Annotated in this window: 11 protein-coding genes; 7 read left to right on the forward strand and 4 right to left on the reverse strand. The window is 45.2% G+C overall.

Annotation, left to right across the window (positions count from 1 at the left end; translation table 11 throughout):
- The first annotated feature begins 66 nt into the window (after nt 1-66).
- The 7 genes from ABR189_RS08700 to ABR189_RS08730 all read left to right on the forward strand — a co-directional run bounded on the left by ABR189_RS08700 (nt 67) and on the right by ABR189_RS08730 (nt 6,450).
- Nucleotides 67-885, forward strand: coding sequence for an ABC transporter substrate-binding protein (locus tag ABR189_RS08700; protein ID WP_354660082.1), 819 nt, complete (start codon nt 67-69; stop codon nt 883-885).
- Between the two features lie 444 nt (nt 886-1,329).
- Nucleotides 1,330-1,776, forward strand: coding sequence for a QcrA and Rieske domain-containing protein (locus tag ABR189_RS08705; protein WP_354660083.1), 447 nt, complete (start codon nt 1,330-1,332; stop codon nt 1,774-1,776).
- 148 nt (nt 1,777-1,924) lie between these two features.
- Nucleotides 1,925-2,992: a class II fructose-bisphosphate aldolase gene (gene fbaA / locus ABR189_RS08710; RefSeq protein WP_354660084.1), complete on the forward strand. Its 1,068-nt coding sequence runs from the start codon at nt 1,925-1,927 to the stop codon at nt 2,990-2,992.
- Nucleotides 2,993-3,320: 328 nt separating this feature from the next.
- A complete protein-coding gene (gene accD, locus ABR189_RS08715; protein ID WP_354660085.1) occupies nt 3,321-4,169 on the forward strand; it encodes an acetyl-CoA carboxylase, carboxyltransferase subunit beta in 849 nt (282 codons plus the stop codon).
- A gap of 74 nt (nt 4,170-4,243) precedes the next feature.
- The gene (gene smpB / locus ABR189_RS08720) at nt 4,244-4,684 is read left to right on the forward strand and encodes an SsrA-binding protein SmpB (RefSeq protein WP_354660086.1); all 441 of its coding nucleotides are present in this window, start codon (nt 4,244-4,246) and stop codon (nt 4,682-4,684) included.
- 127 nt (nt 4,685-4,811) lie between these two features.
- Nucleotides 4,812-5,924 (forward strand): tetratricopeptide repeat protein, encoded by a 1,113-nt coding sequence (locus ABR189_RS08725; protein ID WP_354660087.1) that lies wholly within the window; start codon nt 4,812-4,814, stop codon nt 5,922-5,924.
- A gap of 79 nt (nt 5,925-6,003) precedes the next feature.
- Nucleotides 6,004-6,450, forward strand: coding sequence for an META domain-containing protein (locus ABR189_RS08730; RefSeq protein WP_354660088.1), 447 nt, complete (start codon nt 6,004-6,006; stop codon nt 6,448-6,450).
- Nucleotides 6,451-6,657: 207 nt separating this feature from the next.
- On the opposite strand, the gene ABR189_RS08735 is transcribed toward ABR189_RS08730, so the two are convergent.
- The 4 genes from ABR189_RS08735 to ABR189_RS08750 form a co-directional block, all read right to left on the reverse strand.
- The gene (locus tag ABR189_RS08735; RefSeq protein WP_354660089.1) at nt 6,658-8,175 is read right to left on the reverse strand and encodes a RagB/SusD family nutrient uptake outer membrane protein; all 1,518 of its coding nucleotides are present in this window, start codon (nt 8,173-8,175) and stop codon (nt 6,658-6,660) included.
- Between the two features lie 24 nt (nt 8,176-8,199).
- Nucleotides 8,200-11,289 carry a SusC/RagA family TonB-linked outer membrane protein gene (locus ABR189_RS08740; protein WP_354660090.1) on the reverse strand — a complete coding sequence of 1,030 codons (3,090 nt, stop codon included), beginning with the start codon at nt 11,287-11,289 and terminating at the stop codon, nt 8,200-8,202.
- A gap of 544 nt (nt 11,290-11,833) precedes the next feature.
- A complete protein-coding gene (rnhA, locus tag ABR189_RS08745) occupies nt 11,834-12,298 on the reverse strand; it encodes a ribonuclease HI (protein WP_354660091.1) in 465 nt (154 codons plus the stop codon).
- A gap of 94 nt (nt 12,299-12,392) precedes the next feature.
- Entirely contained in the window at nt 12,393-14,030 is a 1,638-nt protein-coding gene (locus ABR189_RS08750) for an acyl-CoA carboxylase subunit beta (protein ID WP_354660092.1), read from the reverse strand.
- Nucleotides 14,031-14,169: the final 139 nt, after the last annotated feature.

Raw genomic sequence — 14,169 nt, forward strand, 5'->3', positions numbered from 1 at the left:
AAAGTAATAACAATGCACTTTTGGTCAGCCTATTATAAACAGTGACAAGCCTTCTAAAAATTTTCCTTGCCCATCCGCTATTATACAGATCAGTTACACCGGGAGGTAAAGATCCCGCTCCTACCACAGCGGATTATTTCGCTGGTACCTTCCCAGACTGAATTGTTATATGATCTTGGCTTATCCACTGAAGTGGTGGGTATTACCAAATTTTGTGTGCATCCGGACAGCTGGTTCAGGAGTAAAACACGTATAGGCGGCACCAAGGATGTTCATTTCGACAGGATCCGGGCCCTGGCACCAGACCTGATCATTGCCAACAAGGAAGAAAACCGGCAGGACCAGATCGAAACACTGGCACAGGAATTTCCTGTATGGATCAGCAACATACAATCCCTGGAAGAGGCACTGGAGATGATTAATGGTATTGGGGAAATTACCGGCCGCACCGCATCAGCCATCCCCCTTGTTCAACAGATCCGGGAAAACTTTGCCAGCCTGCACAACATGATTCCTCCTTCCCCCGAAAAAGCAGTTCCCACCGTAGCCTATTTTATCTGGCGCGATCCCTGGATGGTAGCTGGCGGAGATACTTTCATTCATGAAATGCTGCAAACCTGTGGGTTTAAAAATGCGTTTGCCCATATTCACCGTTATCCGGAAACGAACCTGCAACAATTGCCAGCATATTTTCCAGCAAATACGACTCCGCTGGTATTCCTTTCTTCCGAGCCTTATCCCTTTAAAGAAAAACACATCGCCGAAATACAGGCGGTAATACCACATGCACAGATCAGGCTGGTAGATGGAGAGCTGTTTTCCTGGTATGGCAGCCGGCTGTTACATGCACCTGCCTACTTTAAGTCGTTGATCCATTCCCTATAATTTCTCTTCCTGCTATTGCCCATTAACAAGGATTGGCACTATTCCCTCCTACTCACCCATTTAAGGTCATTGAGGTCATTTTTCCCTTCCAGCCTGGTGTCATTGGCCACTCCAGCTACCGCTCCATCTGTAAACACAACTCAGGATTTATTAACAAAAGGTGTAAACCTATACCAGGACTAGACCAGGACTAGACCTGGGCCTATGTTTGCTTAGGGATATCCCGTAGATATCCCGTATATGTCCCGTATATATCCCGTAGATATTCCGACAATGGTATTAGTCGGGATATCTATGGAACATCTCTGGGATATCTCCGGAGCATTACTGGGTTATTACCACATTTTCATGGAATCATCCTGGGCTGTTCATTGACTTTGGCAACCCTTTGACATTTTATTGCGTAACAGGAGGTACACGCATTATTCACGTTAAAACAACATTATGGAAAGAAGGGATTTTGTTACCAACATCAGCCTGGCATTGGCCGTGGCTTGCACAGCAGGACTTTCCGCCTGCAGTAAAGGCGGCAGTGATACCCCCGCACCTAATCCGCCGTCCAATCCACCGGGCGGAAATGCCAAACTGACGATCGACTTAAGCACGGACCTTAAAGCTGTGGGCGCATTTAAAATTTCAAATGGGGTGATCATCATCCGGACCGGCACCGGCAATACTGCCGCTGCATTTTCTGCACTGTCCAGCACCTGCACCCATCAGGGATGTACAGTAGCCACCTACGATAGTAGTTCGGGGCTGATTGAGTGCAATGCCCCCTGCGGACATGGCAGCCGGTATACCGCTGGTGGCGCTGTTGCAACAGGGCCTGCTACCGCTGCCCTGGCAAAATATACTATCACCGTTTCAGGCAATACCCTCACTGTAAAATGATGGTTTACAATTAATTAATGAATAGTTACCGGAGCACCTCCAGCGAAAAAAGTATGCGTTTGCGTTCGCTATAAAGCATATAGCGCTATAAATGTTCTTATTTACTTCTTATATTTGCTTTCCTAAAAAATAAACAATCCGAAAAGCTATGGGTAAATACAGAGCTGGCGTATTATTTGGCGAAGAGCTGGATGCGCTGTATAATGATGCAAAAGACAATGGATTTGCTATGCCTGCCGTAAATGTGGTAGGAACCAACTCCGTAAATGCAGTATTGGAAACCGCTGCTAAGGTAAATTCTCCGGTAATTATCCAGTTCTCCAATGGCGGGGCACAGTTCTTTGCTGGTAAAGGCATGCCCAATGATAAATTGCAGGCAAATATTGCAGGGGGTATCTCCGGCGCCAAACACGTACATGAAGTAGCCAAGTACTATGGTGTACCGGTAGTACTGCATACAGACCATGCGGCTAAAAAATGGCTGCCCTGGATTGATGGCTTACTGGATGCCGGTGAAGCATTTTTTAAATTGCACGGCCAGCCACTGTACAGCTCTCATATGCTGGACCTTTCTGAAGAGCCTATCCACGAAAATATAGAGATCTCTAAAAAATACTTTGAGCGGATGAACAAGCTGGGTATGTCTATCGAAATCGAATTAGGCGTAACTGGTGGTGAAGAAGATGGTGTAGACAATTCTGGCGTGGATAACTCTAAATTATACACCCAACCGGAAGATGTGGCCTATTCTTACGAGATCTTATCTGAAGTGGGTAAACGTTTTACAGTTGCTGCTGCTTTTGGTAACGTACACGGTGTATACAGCCCCGGTAATGTGGAACTGCGTCCTGAAATCCTGAAAAACAGCCAGGACTTCATCCAGCAGAAACATAAAACTGCCGACAAACCAGTATACTACGTATTCCATGGTGGTTCCGGTTCTCCTAAACACCAGATCAAAGAAGCATTAGGCTATGGCGTTATTAAAATGAACCTGGATACAGATATGCAATGGGCATTCTGGGAAGGGATCCACGACTACTACGAAGCTAAAAAAGGCTACCTGCAGGCACAGTTAGGTAACCCTGAAGGTGCTGATAAGCCTAATAAAAAATACTATGATCCGCGCGTATGGCTGCGCAAAGGAGAAGAAACCTTTGTAAAACGCCTGGAAGAAGCGTTTGCTGATCTGAACTGTATTAACAGGAATGCTTAAAAATTTTAAGCTATTAGCTTTTAGCCGTTAGCTTTTAGCTCCTGTGTTTTGCTGTTAGTTATTAACTGATTGTATTTTGCCAGATTAAAGGCTTTTTACAATCGGCTAATGACTAACAGCTTTTTTATTGCTTACCCTCAGCTCGTGGCTCGAAACTCATTGCTCATAGCTATAAATTGCCATCTTTTTTAAAGTGTATCACTTTGAAGTATAGCATAGGTAGCTAAAAGCTAACAGCTAATGGCTAACAGCTGTTTTACAATAACCGCGTGTAGAACTGAATTAAATTTGTATCTTGCACCACTATTTTCTAATCTAATAGCAAAATATGTCAAGCTGGTTTAAGCGAATTAAACAAGGCATTTCTACCTCCACCAGTGAAAAAAAGGAAGCACCGGATGGATTGTGGCATAAATGTCCCAACTGTAAAAAAACCATCACCGTAAGAGAGTTAAAGGAGCATAACTACGTATGCGACAAATGTAACTACCATAACAGAATCAACTCTACCGAGTACTTTGAGATCATATTTGATAATAACCAGTTCGAAGAACTGTTTGCCAATATCTTCCCTAAGGATTATCTGGGATTCAAGGATCTGAAACCTTATGACGACAGATTAAAGGAAGCGCAGGTAAAATCAGGCTTAACAGATGCCATGCGGGTAGCAGCAGGCAAAGTGCTGGGCAATGATCTGGTAGTAGCCTGTATGGACTTTAACTTTATTGGTGGCTCTATGGGTTCTGTAGTGGGCGAAAAAATAGCCCGTGCTATTGACTATTGTATTATTCATAAAATGCCCCTGATGATCATCGCCAAATCCGGCGGTGCCCGTATGATGGAAAGTGCATTTTCCCTGATGCAGATGGCAAAAACTTCTGCCAAACTTACGCAACTGGCGAATGCCCGCCTGCCTTATATTTCTTTAATGACAGATCCTACTACCGGTGGTGTTACGGCATCCTATGCCATGCTGGGCGATCTTAACATCGCAGAGCCCGGCGCACTGATCGGATTTGCGGGTCCGCGTATCATTAAAGAAACCATTAAAAAAGATCTCCCGGCAGGATTCCAAAGTGCCGAATTTTTACTGGAACACGGTTTCCTGGATTTCATTATCGACAGAAAAGAATTAAAACAGAAACTGGCAGAAGTGCTGGTCCTGTTTAAACAATAACCCTTTTTCAATGACGGATTACGCTGGAGAAGCACGCTTCCCCGTAATCCGTTATTGGCCCTTGCAAACATTAAATGGCAGAGTTAAAGAACAGATCGGCATATTTTGAGTACGCAATAGAAGATAAATATATTGCAGGGATGGTATTGACCGGAACAGAGATAAAATCCATCCGCACAGGTAAGGTAAGCTTTAACGACTCTTTCTGCTATTTTTCAAAAGGGGAGCTTTTTGTAAAAAGCCTGCATATAGCCGAGTATTCCCACGGCACCTACGCTAATCATGACCCTCTCCGGGAAAGAAAACTGCTGCTCAGCAAACGCGAGTTGAAAAAATGGGAAAACAAAATGAAGGAAAGAGGCTATACCATTGTGCCATTACGTATGTTCATCAACGAAAAAGGACTGGCTAAAATGGAAATAGGTCTGGGTAAGGGTAAAAAACTGCACGATAAACGCGATTCTATCAAACAAAGAGAATCCGACCGCGAATTAAGAAGGTATTTTAAATCATAACAGCATCTCTTACTATTTTGTAAATTGCAGCCATATCTCTTAGCATTTATGGAATCCACCCCATTTTATACATCATCTCCTTGTATACTTACCAAACCTGTATATGCATAAACATTACTGCATTTTAATGCCACTGCTTTTCCTGCTGTTTACAGCCTGTAAGTCGGGCGAAAAGCTATACAACAAAGGCCGGTTCGACGATGCCGTTACCGCTTTTGTAAAAAAGCTGCAACGCAAGCCACAGGATGCTACCGCCCTTGCTTTACTACCCAAGGCTTATGCACAGGCACAGGCTTTTCATGAAAGGCAGGTAAATCAATACCTCACTTCCAACAACAGCTTAAAATGGGAAGCGGTAAGAAAGGAATACGGGGCGCTGCAACAACTATATACGGCTATTCATAGCGCTCCTGCTGCCATGCAGGTAGTACAGCCCAAAGACTATAGTAATGCAATTACCGGTGCCCAGGAAAATGCGGCAGAAGCCCGTTATGACAGAGGTATCAGCCTGCTGGATCGTGGTGATAAAGCCAATGCCAGGATGGCCTATGATGAATTTGCTGCCGCACTGCAGCTGGTACCCAACTACCGGGATGCCCCCCAGCTGATGGATGAAGCCTACCAACTGGGACTCATCAACGTAGTAGTGAGTGAGATAGAAGTACGCTCTCCCTATTATCAGTTCAGTGCCGACCAATTCAGAGATGCACTGGTGCGCAACCTGCAAAACCGCCAGATCAACCGCTTTGTGAAATTTACTGATGAAAGACTGGCCCGCAGCCAAAATATCCAGCCGGATGAATATATGGAACTCCGGTTTTATGATTTTGTGGTAGGACAAACTTACGTAGACCGCTCTCAGCGCGAGGTATCAAAAGAGATCGTAACAGGCACCAGTAAAGACACTTCCGGCAAAGCGATCAATACCTACACGACTGTAAAAGCCACTATTTATGTTACCAAAAAAACAGTGGTGTCCAAAGGCTTGCTCGACTACCGGATCACCAATACCAATAATAATAAGTTATTACGTACCGACCGGATCCCCGGCAGCTATACCTGGCTCAATCAGTTTGGTACTTTCCGGGGAGATGAAAGGGCATTGAGTGATGATGATAAACGGCTGATAGGCGGTATAGATATGGCCCCTCCTCCTCCGCAGGAATTATTCCTGCAATTTACCCGGCCCATTTATGATCAGTTGGCAAGGGATTTGCAAATATTTTATAGTAATCCATAAAAACATTTCATCCCACCCATTTGTATATACTTAAACAAGCGATTTATTCACCGGTGCCAGGCACCCAAAACAATCTCACATGAGAAAAGTAATTTACGGCGCATTGGCAGCTGTAGCGATAATGACAGCAGCTGGCTGTGCAAACAGTAAACAAACGCAAAACAATGATGGTACTGCTACTGCTGATTCTACCGCTTTATACAGGGAATGGAACCTCGTAGAACTGGAAGGTCAGGCGGTAGACACTTCTACTACGGCTCATGTGCCTACCATCCTGTTTACGCAGGACGGTCACCGGGTTTCAGGTCATGCAGGATGCAACCGTATGATGGGCAGCTTTACCTTTTCCGGCTCCAACCAGATAAAACTGGGACCAATGGCCAGTACAAAAATGGCTTGCCCGGATATGAAAATGGAAGATGCCTATCTTAAAGCACTGGATAAAGTAGATAATTACAGCTTTGAAAATGGGAACCTCCTGCTCAATAATGAAAAAACTCCTGTCGCTAAATTTGCAGCCAAATAATAAGCAACAATAAAGTATTAAAAGTCGCAGGTAATCTGCGGCTTTTTTGTTATATTATTTAAATTTGCACTATCTTACACCCTGATTAACCTATTTATCAAGAAAATCACCATTGTAACTTATCACTAACGAATACATGCCCGTTTTTTTTACAAAGAAAGGCCGTCAGCAATGACGGCCCTTTCTTTTATAGTATAGTAATGATAGTTATTTATCCAGGTTGGGATTATTCTTTATTTCCGCATCCGGAATAGCAAAGAGGTAATATTTGCTGTTAGGTACAAAGGCGCTCCCATCGGGAAATTTCACAGCACGATGTCCTTTCCCGTTGACTGAAACAAAACCGCCATTGGCACGGGGTACCTTTATTACTATCGGGTCGCCATTGGCCTGTACAAATGCTTTACGCACTACGGTGCCGCTGGTACGTAATATGTCAGAAAGCGAAAAACCTTCTCCCCAGAGTTCCTTACGTCTTTCCACCAGGATGGTATCCACCGCCTGCTTAATAGTTTGTCCTGCAGCTTTATACAACACTGCACTACGTGCGCCACGCAGGTCGTTCAGCCGTTCTGCCGCTTTACCGATGTTACCATTACGGGCATATGCTTCCGCTTCGATCAGGTACATTTCAGCCGCACGCATCAGCACAATGTCGCCGGTTTGATCTGCCCGGAACTTAAACTTCTCATACCGCAACAGTCCTTCACGGCTGGGCAAGGTATCCCAGGCAAATAATTTAAAGCGGATATCATTGGATGTAAATAAATCCTTAAAGTAAGGATCCGCCATGAAGCTGTAGTATCCGGATGATGGTGAAGAAACATCCAGAAAATGGAAATTATCACTGGCAACACGCTGACTGGGTGTTTGGGGATGTCCCCAGATCCACTCTACATTATTCACATCATTAAATCCCTTGGCATATTCTGCCGCCGACATTAAGGTATAAGCAGCCCTGGCAGCTGCTGCTTTTTCTCCCGCCTTGGTCCAGTTGCCCATATTCAGGTAAGTTCTGGCAAATAGTCCTTCTACCACGTCCAGGTTCATTTTGAAGCGTCTGCCTTCTCCACGATCAAAACCTGGCAATAATTTTTCTGCCTCGGTAAGGTCTGCAATGATCTGGTCGTACAACTGTTGTACCGTAGCTTTAGGCTTACCGGCTGTAGCTGCCGTGGCAGGTTCCAGGTAAATAGGCACTACTTTACTGCTGGTATTAACACTATAATTAAACTGGTAAAAAGTAGCCAGTACCAGGTAACTATTGGCCCTTAATGCCAGTGCCTGTCCTTTTATATATTTCTTTTGCGTTTCGTCTCCGTTAATACCATCAATCCTGGCAATCACGTTGTTACAGTTATCAATCACCTTGTAGAGGGTGGTCCAGAAAGCAGCTACCCTCCCCTTGGTGTTATCGATCATTTCGGTAAACGTATAGGCGTCCCTGAAACCATACTTGGTAGTGACGGCCACATCACTGCCCATTGCATCACTGACCCGCAAAATGGCGCCATAACCCGGGTTGGAAAAAGTACCTCCCAGGTAATTGTCCATCATATATGCCCAGGTACCATTCAATACCGTTTGTGCATTTTCTACTGTATTAAATACCTGGTCTTCCGGTACCTTATTGGTAGGATTGGTATCCAGGAAATTTTTGCCGCAACTGCTAAACAAAATGCCTGCGGATAATACCGCTATTATGAATCTGTTATTATGTTTCATCTGATAAGTTTTTGGATAACGTACTTAGAAGCTCAGGTTTAAACCAGCAGATACCGATTTAACCGCCGGATAACGATAGTAGGTAACACCATTTACTGCCTGCTCCGGGTCCATTCCTTTGTGGTTATACCACGTCAGCAGGTTCTCTCCCTGCAGGTACACCGTTACCCGGTTCAGCCGTGCCTTATCCAGGATAGACTTAGGCAGCGTATAACTCAGGTTCACACTCTTTAGCCGGCCGTAGGTGGCATCATACAAAAAGCGGGTAGATGTTTGTGTCCAGCCCGAATTGTCGGTTGTCAGCACAGGGATATCCGTATTCTTATGCTGTGGTGTCCACCGGTTCAGCATATCCTCATGCCAGGCTCTTCCCGGATTGTTGCCATTGTGCATCAGAAATGTAACATCATTATCCAGTATCTTACCTCCCAGGCTATACGTTATCAAAAAGGAGAGCGATAATCCTTTATAATCAAAGGTATTGGTAAACCCACCGTACACATCCGGCAATGCAGAGCCACTGTAATACTGCGTACCATCGGCATAGCTATATGTTTTGGTTTTCTTGCCGTCGGCACCGGTTACAAACCATTGTGCCTTTCCGTTTTCCGGATCTACTCCTGCCCACTCCCGTATAAAGAAGTCGTAGATAGACGTCCCTACCATCAGCTTTTTAGTACCGCTGATGATTTCTTTTTGCGGTAGTTCTGTGATTTTATTTTTATAGTGTGTCAGGTTCAGATCTACTGTCCAGGAAAAGTCCTTGTTCCTTACCGGTACGCCACGGAGTTGCAGTTCCACCCCGTTGTTTTTAAGAGAGCCGATATTTTCATCTATTGCATCATACCCGGTAGATAATGCCAGTGGCAGGGAATACAACAGGTCTTTTGATTTACGTTGAAAGTATTCTACAGATCCTGAAATACGATTATCCAGCATCGCAAAATCCACTCCCAGGTTCAGATTCAGATTGGTTTCCCATTTCAGGTGGGGGTTATACAGGCTATCCCGGTAGGTACCCCCTTCTCCCAGGTTATTATTGATCACGTACAGGCTTTTGTAGGCATAATAGCTACCAATATTATCATTTCCCTGTCCGCCATAACTTGCACGTAATGTCAATGCATCTAACCAGCTTGTTTCCTTGAGCCAGGCTTCCTGTGCCAGTTTCCAGGAGGCACCCACTGACCAGAAAGTACCCCAACGGTTGTCCGGCGAAAAGCGGGAGGAGCCATCTGTACGCAGTGATGCAGAGAAATAATATCGTTGCTGATAGTCATATTCCGCACGACCCAGGTAGCTGGCCAGTTTATAGCTGTCTGAGTAACCTGTGAAATCATTCAGCTGGGAAGCCGCCACTGGTTCATCAAAGCCCAGCAAGGCAAATCCCTGCCTGCTGCCGGTAATAAACCGTGTGCCGTAGCTATAGGCCTCCTGCCCCGCCAGCAGGTTAATATGATGGTCTTTATTGAATGTTTTCTCGTAAGTAAATATGTTGTTGAATGTCCAGGAGAAAGTACGGGTATTCCCTTTATCCACGGTACCACCTATAGGAGCATTAAAACCAAATGCGGGATTGGTATAGAAGTGGCTGTTGCTGGTTGTATAATCCGCATTATAACTGGTTTTAAACTTCAGTTGATCCCAGATGGTAGCCTCCGCATATACACGGGCAGAAACATCATCCCTTAATATCTGTGATTTGTCCAGGTTGATAGTACCCAGCAGATTGCTCCGGGGATTAGCTGCACTGGGGCGGTAATCACCATAGTCAATCTGTTTATTGCCATTAGCATCCAGCAGGTAAGTACCGTCATTAAGATTGCGCTTGTAAATGGGGTAAAAACCAGGGATGAGACGGCCATAGTTCACCACATTATCCGAGCGGCTGTCTTCTGATGGCGGGTATGCCTGATCAGCATGTGCCGCACTGATATTGGCACCTACTTTCAGCCAGTCTTTCGCATCCAGGTCGATATTGGTACGGGCATTATAACGTTTAAATCCGGAGCCCAGATAAATACCCTGGTCGTTCAGGTAACCGCCGGAAATATAATACCTGCTTTTATCTGTTGCACCGCTGATACTAAGATTGGCCTCTGTTCGTTGTCCGGTACGCTGCAACGCTTTTGACCAGTTATCATTCCATAAAGGGCTTGCGCCCGGTACAATTTTACCATCCAGGCCTACCGGTTGTGGGTATGCCGCACCATAAGGGTTAATACCCAGATCGCTGATGATGGTACTGCTGGCCAGCCTCGCAGCAGCATCCGGTGTCAGGTTGTCCGACAACCCCTTATTTCTCAAAGCCTCCCAGTAAAGTTCAAAGTATTGGTTGGTATTCATTTGTTTGTAATCTTCTACGGCCCTTTTGGAAAAGCCCTGGCTTACCCGCACATCAATCGTGCTGCCATCTTTGCTTTTCTTTCCTTGTTTGGTAGTGATAATAATCACCCCATTGGCACCACGGGAACCATAAAGCGCGCTCGAAGCTGCATCTTTCAAAACACTTACGGAAGCGATATCATAGGGATTGATCGCACTGATGCTTCCGGAGTAAGGCACCCCGTCTACCACATACAGCGGATCACTGGAAGCGTTGATAGAGCCTACCCCCCGGATACGGATGGTGGCTTCAGTACCTGGTTGTCCGCTGGCAGAAGTTGACTGTACACCGGCCGCCAGGCCCTGCAATGCTTTTGACACATTGGATACCTGTCTGTTTTCCAGCTGATCCCCTTTGATCTGTGAAATGGAGCCCGTATAACTTGATTTCTTCGTAGCACCATAGGCAATCACGACTACTTCATCAATCGCCCTGCTGCTGGCTTCCAGTAAAACAGTAATAGGGCTGGTACTCACCGGAATTTCCTGCGGCACCATCCCAATAAAGCTCACCAGCAGCGTAGTGGCCGCAGGGTCATTTATTTCCAGTTTAAATTGTCCGTCACTATTCGTCACCACACCTTTCGCAGTGCCCTTTACTGACACAGAAGCACCCGGTAGCGGCTCTTTTTCTTTGGCCGACAAAACAGTACCACTTACTACCCGCGTTTGCGAAAAGGCCGCAAATGGCAACAGTAATAAGAGTGAAATGTAAATCCGTTGTAACATAATAATGTGTATTAATTTAAAAAAGATGATTTGGGAAAATAGCTACTACACTGCCATTGCGGAGCTTATTCAGATATGGGCAATACAATGCCTTCACACGACAGCCGCTGCCTGTTGAAAAAATGGTTCCGTGCTATAAGTATTTTCTTTTGATATACCTGGCAAGTGAAACAGGTATGATTACTACTTTTTAAATGGTGAAAAATGCACCTGCTACAGTTTTAGCATGATGCATCCTGATATGGTTTTCCTGGTTGTTGTGTGATCAATAACAAGCTATTGCCGATAGCAATGATTTCCTTTAAAATGTGTACAAATAATGCCGTGCTAACAGATACCATATACTCCGCAGCAAAGCTTTTAACAATTACCCTACCAATCAAGTAGGGTTATGCTGCGCAAAGCTAGGGGTATTTTAAATAAACAACAAAATAAATGTTAAAAAGTTCTGAAAACAGTCGTTCAGACAGCACATAAAAAAGAGGTTACGTCCGGAGAAGTAACCTCTTAGCAATACCTGGATATACAGGTATTTAGTATCGTATTATTGTGCAGCTGCCATTTCAAAGCCTTCATCCACCAGCCAGTCGCGGCTATCTGCCGCCTGTGTAGCCAGTTCATCACAGCGGTTATTAAAAGGGTTGCTGGCATGCCCTTTTACCCATACCATTTTCACTTTATGTTTTCTGTATAATGGAATAAAGCGCATCCACAGGTCCTTGTTCTTCTTATCTTTAAACCCTGTCTTCACCCAACTCCAGAGCCATCCTTTTTCAATGCTGTTTACTACATACTGGCTATCTGTATAGATCGTCACTTCCTGTCCGTCTTTTTTCAATGCTTCCAGCGCAACGATGACCGCCAACAGCTCCATGCGGTTATTAGTGGTACTGCGATATCCTTGCGACAATTCCTTTCTGATGTTTCCCCATATCAGCACTACCCCATATCCTCCGGGTCCGGGATTACCCCGTGAAGCACCATCTGTATATATTATCAGTTCAGCCATTATAAAATTTAAGCGGCAAATATAGGGAAATAGTTATCAGTTTGCCTGCTCCCTTCGTACAGGTCCGCAACGGGCAGCAGTAGCACAGATGTATTTATACCTGGAAAACACCTACATTAAAATGATCCGCTACCGGCGCCTGGTTGGCCGCAGCGATACTTTCTGCAATCACTTGCCGGGTATCTGCCGGATCAATAATATCATCTACCCACAAGCGGGCAGCAGCATAGTAAGGAGTAGTCTGGCTGTTATACCGGTCTGTAATATGGGAAAGCAATTTTTTTTCATCTTCCGGAGTAATCTCTTCCCCTTTCGCTTTGAGAGAAGCCACCTGTATCTGCAATAATGTTTTGGCCGCCTGTTCCCCGCCCATTACCGCAATTTTAGCGGTGGGCCATGCATAGATGAACCGGGGATCATAGGCTTTGCCGCACATGGCATAGTTACCTGCACCATAGGAATTACCAATGATCACGGTGATCTTGGGCACAACAGAATTAGCTACCGCGTTCACGAGTTTAGCACCATCCTTGATGATCCCGGCATGTTCACTGCGGCTACCTACCATAAAGCCGGTTACATCCTGTAAAAACACAAGGGGGATTTTTTTCTGGTTGCAGTTCATGATAAATCGGGCTGCTTTATCTGCACTATCGTTATAGATCACCCCTCCCATCTGCATTTCTCCTTTTTTGCTTTTCACTATTTTCCGCTGATTGGCAACTATCCCCACGGCCCAGCCATCGATACGGGCATACCCACATATAATGCTCTTTCCATAATCCTGTTTGTATTGATCAAATTCGGAATTATCAACGATCCGTGCAATCACCTCTTCCATATTGTAAGGCTTGGAGCTGTCGGCAGGCAGCAATCCCAGCAGCTCCTGCGGATCTTTTGCCGGTGGTGCTGGTGCTATCCGGTCAAAACCTGCATTTAAGGGATGCCCCAGTTTACTCACGATCCTTTTTATCTGGTCCAGGCATGCTTCATCCGTTTTAAATTTATAATCTGCAATGCCGGAAATCTCTGTATGTGTAATAGCCCCTCCTAACGTTTCTGCATCTACGTCTTCTCCAATGGCTGCTTTTACGAGATAAGGGCCCGCCAGGAAAATAGAGCCGTTCCCTTCTACCATCAATACTTCATCACTCATAATAGGCAGGTAAGCCCCCCCAGCTACACAACTGCCCATGACAGCAGCTATTTGTGTAATCCCCATAGCACTCATCCGGGCATTATTACGGAAGATGCGTCCAAAGTGTTCTTTATCCGGAAAGATCTCGTCCTGCATGGGCAAATAAACACCTGCACTATCCACCAGGTAAATCACCGGCAGTCTGTTTTCCATTGCTATTTCCTGCAAACGCAGGTTCTTTTTGCCGGTCATCGGAAACCAGGCCCCTGCTTTTACAGTCATATCATTGGCCACAATCATGCACTGGCGCCCGCTTACATACCCTATTCCCCCTACAGTACCTGCAGCCGGACAACCACCATGTTCTGCATACATATCATACGCAGCAAATGTGCCTATTTCCAGAAAACTGCTGTCTTTATCTATCAGATACGCGATACGCTCTCTGGCATTTAACTTCCCCCTTTGCTTCACCTTCTCCATATTCTTTTTGCCTCCTCCCTGTTCTATTACGCCCGCGCGTGTTTTCATCGTGCTAATGGCCAGGCGCATGGCGTCTTCATTCTTGTTGCGTTCCAGTTGCTGTTGATCCATACAGATAAGTTTATTCTCTAAAAATAAGGTTAATTGATGAAAGGGCGCCAATGCCTCCTTCCAAAACAACGGGAATCGCTGATCTGGCTATGAGGAAGCCCGGTTATCTGCACAGTGAAAGCAGCTTTTTTTTGCATTT

The sequence above is a fragment of the Chitinophaga sp. H8 genome, assembly GCF_040567655.1.
Classification (GTDB): Bacteria; Bacteroidota; Bacteroidia; order Chitinophagales; family Chitinophagaceae; genus Chitinophaga; species Chitinophaga defluvii.

Coding starts and splice junctions, on each gene's coding strand:
- ABR189_RS08705 (WP_354660083.1), top strand. CDS start 1,330: ATGGAAAGAAGGGATTTTGTTACCAACATCAGCCTGGCATTGGCCGTG.
- fbaA (WP_354660084.1), top strand. CDS start 1,925: ATGGGTAAATACAGAGCTGGCGTATTATTTGGCGAAGAGCTGGATGCG.
- accD (WP_354660085.1), top strand. CDS start 3,321: ATGTCAAGCTGGTTTAAGCGAATTAAACAAGGCATTTCTACCTCCACC.
- smpB (WP_354660086.1), top strand. CDS start 4,244: ATGGCAGAGTTAAAGAACAGATCGGCATATTTTGAGTACGCAATAGAA.
- ABR189_RS08725 (WP_354660087.1), top strand. CDS start 4,812: ATGCCACTGCTTTTCCTGCTGTTTACAGCCTGTAAGTCGGGCGAAAAG.
- ABR189_RS08730 (WP_354660088.1), top strand. CDS start 6,004: ATGAGAAAAGTAATTTACGGCGCATTGGCAGCTGTAGCGATAATGACA.
- ABR189_RS08735 (WP_354660089.1), bottom strand. CDS start 8,175: ATGAAACATAATAACAGATTCATAATAGCGGTATTATCCGCAGGCATT.
- ABR189_RS08740 (WP_354660090.1), bottom strand. CDS start 11,289: ATGTTACAACGGATTTACATTTCACTCTTATTACTGTTGCCATTTGCG.
- rnhA (WP_354660091.1), bottom strand. CDS start 12,298: ATGGCTGAACTGATAATATATACAGATGGTGCTTCACGGGGTAATCCC.
- ABR189_RS08750 (WP_354660092.1), bottom strand. CDS start 14,030: ATGGATCAACAGCAACTGGAACGCAACAAGAATGAAGACGCCATGCGC.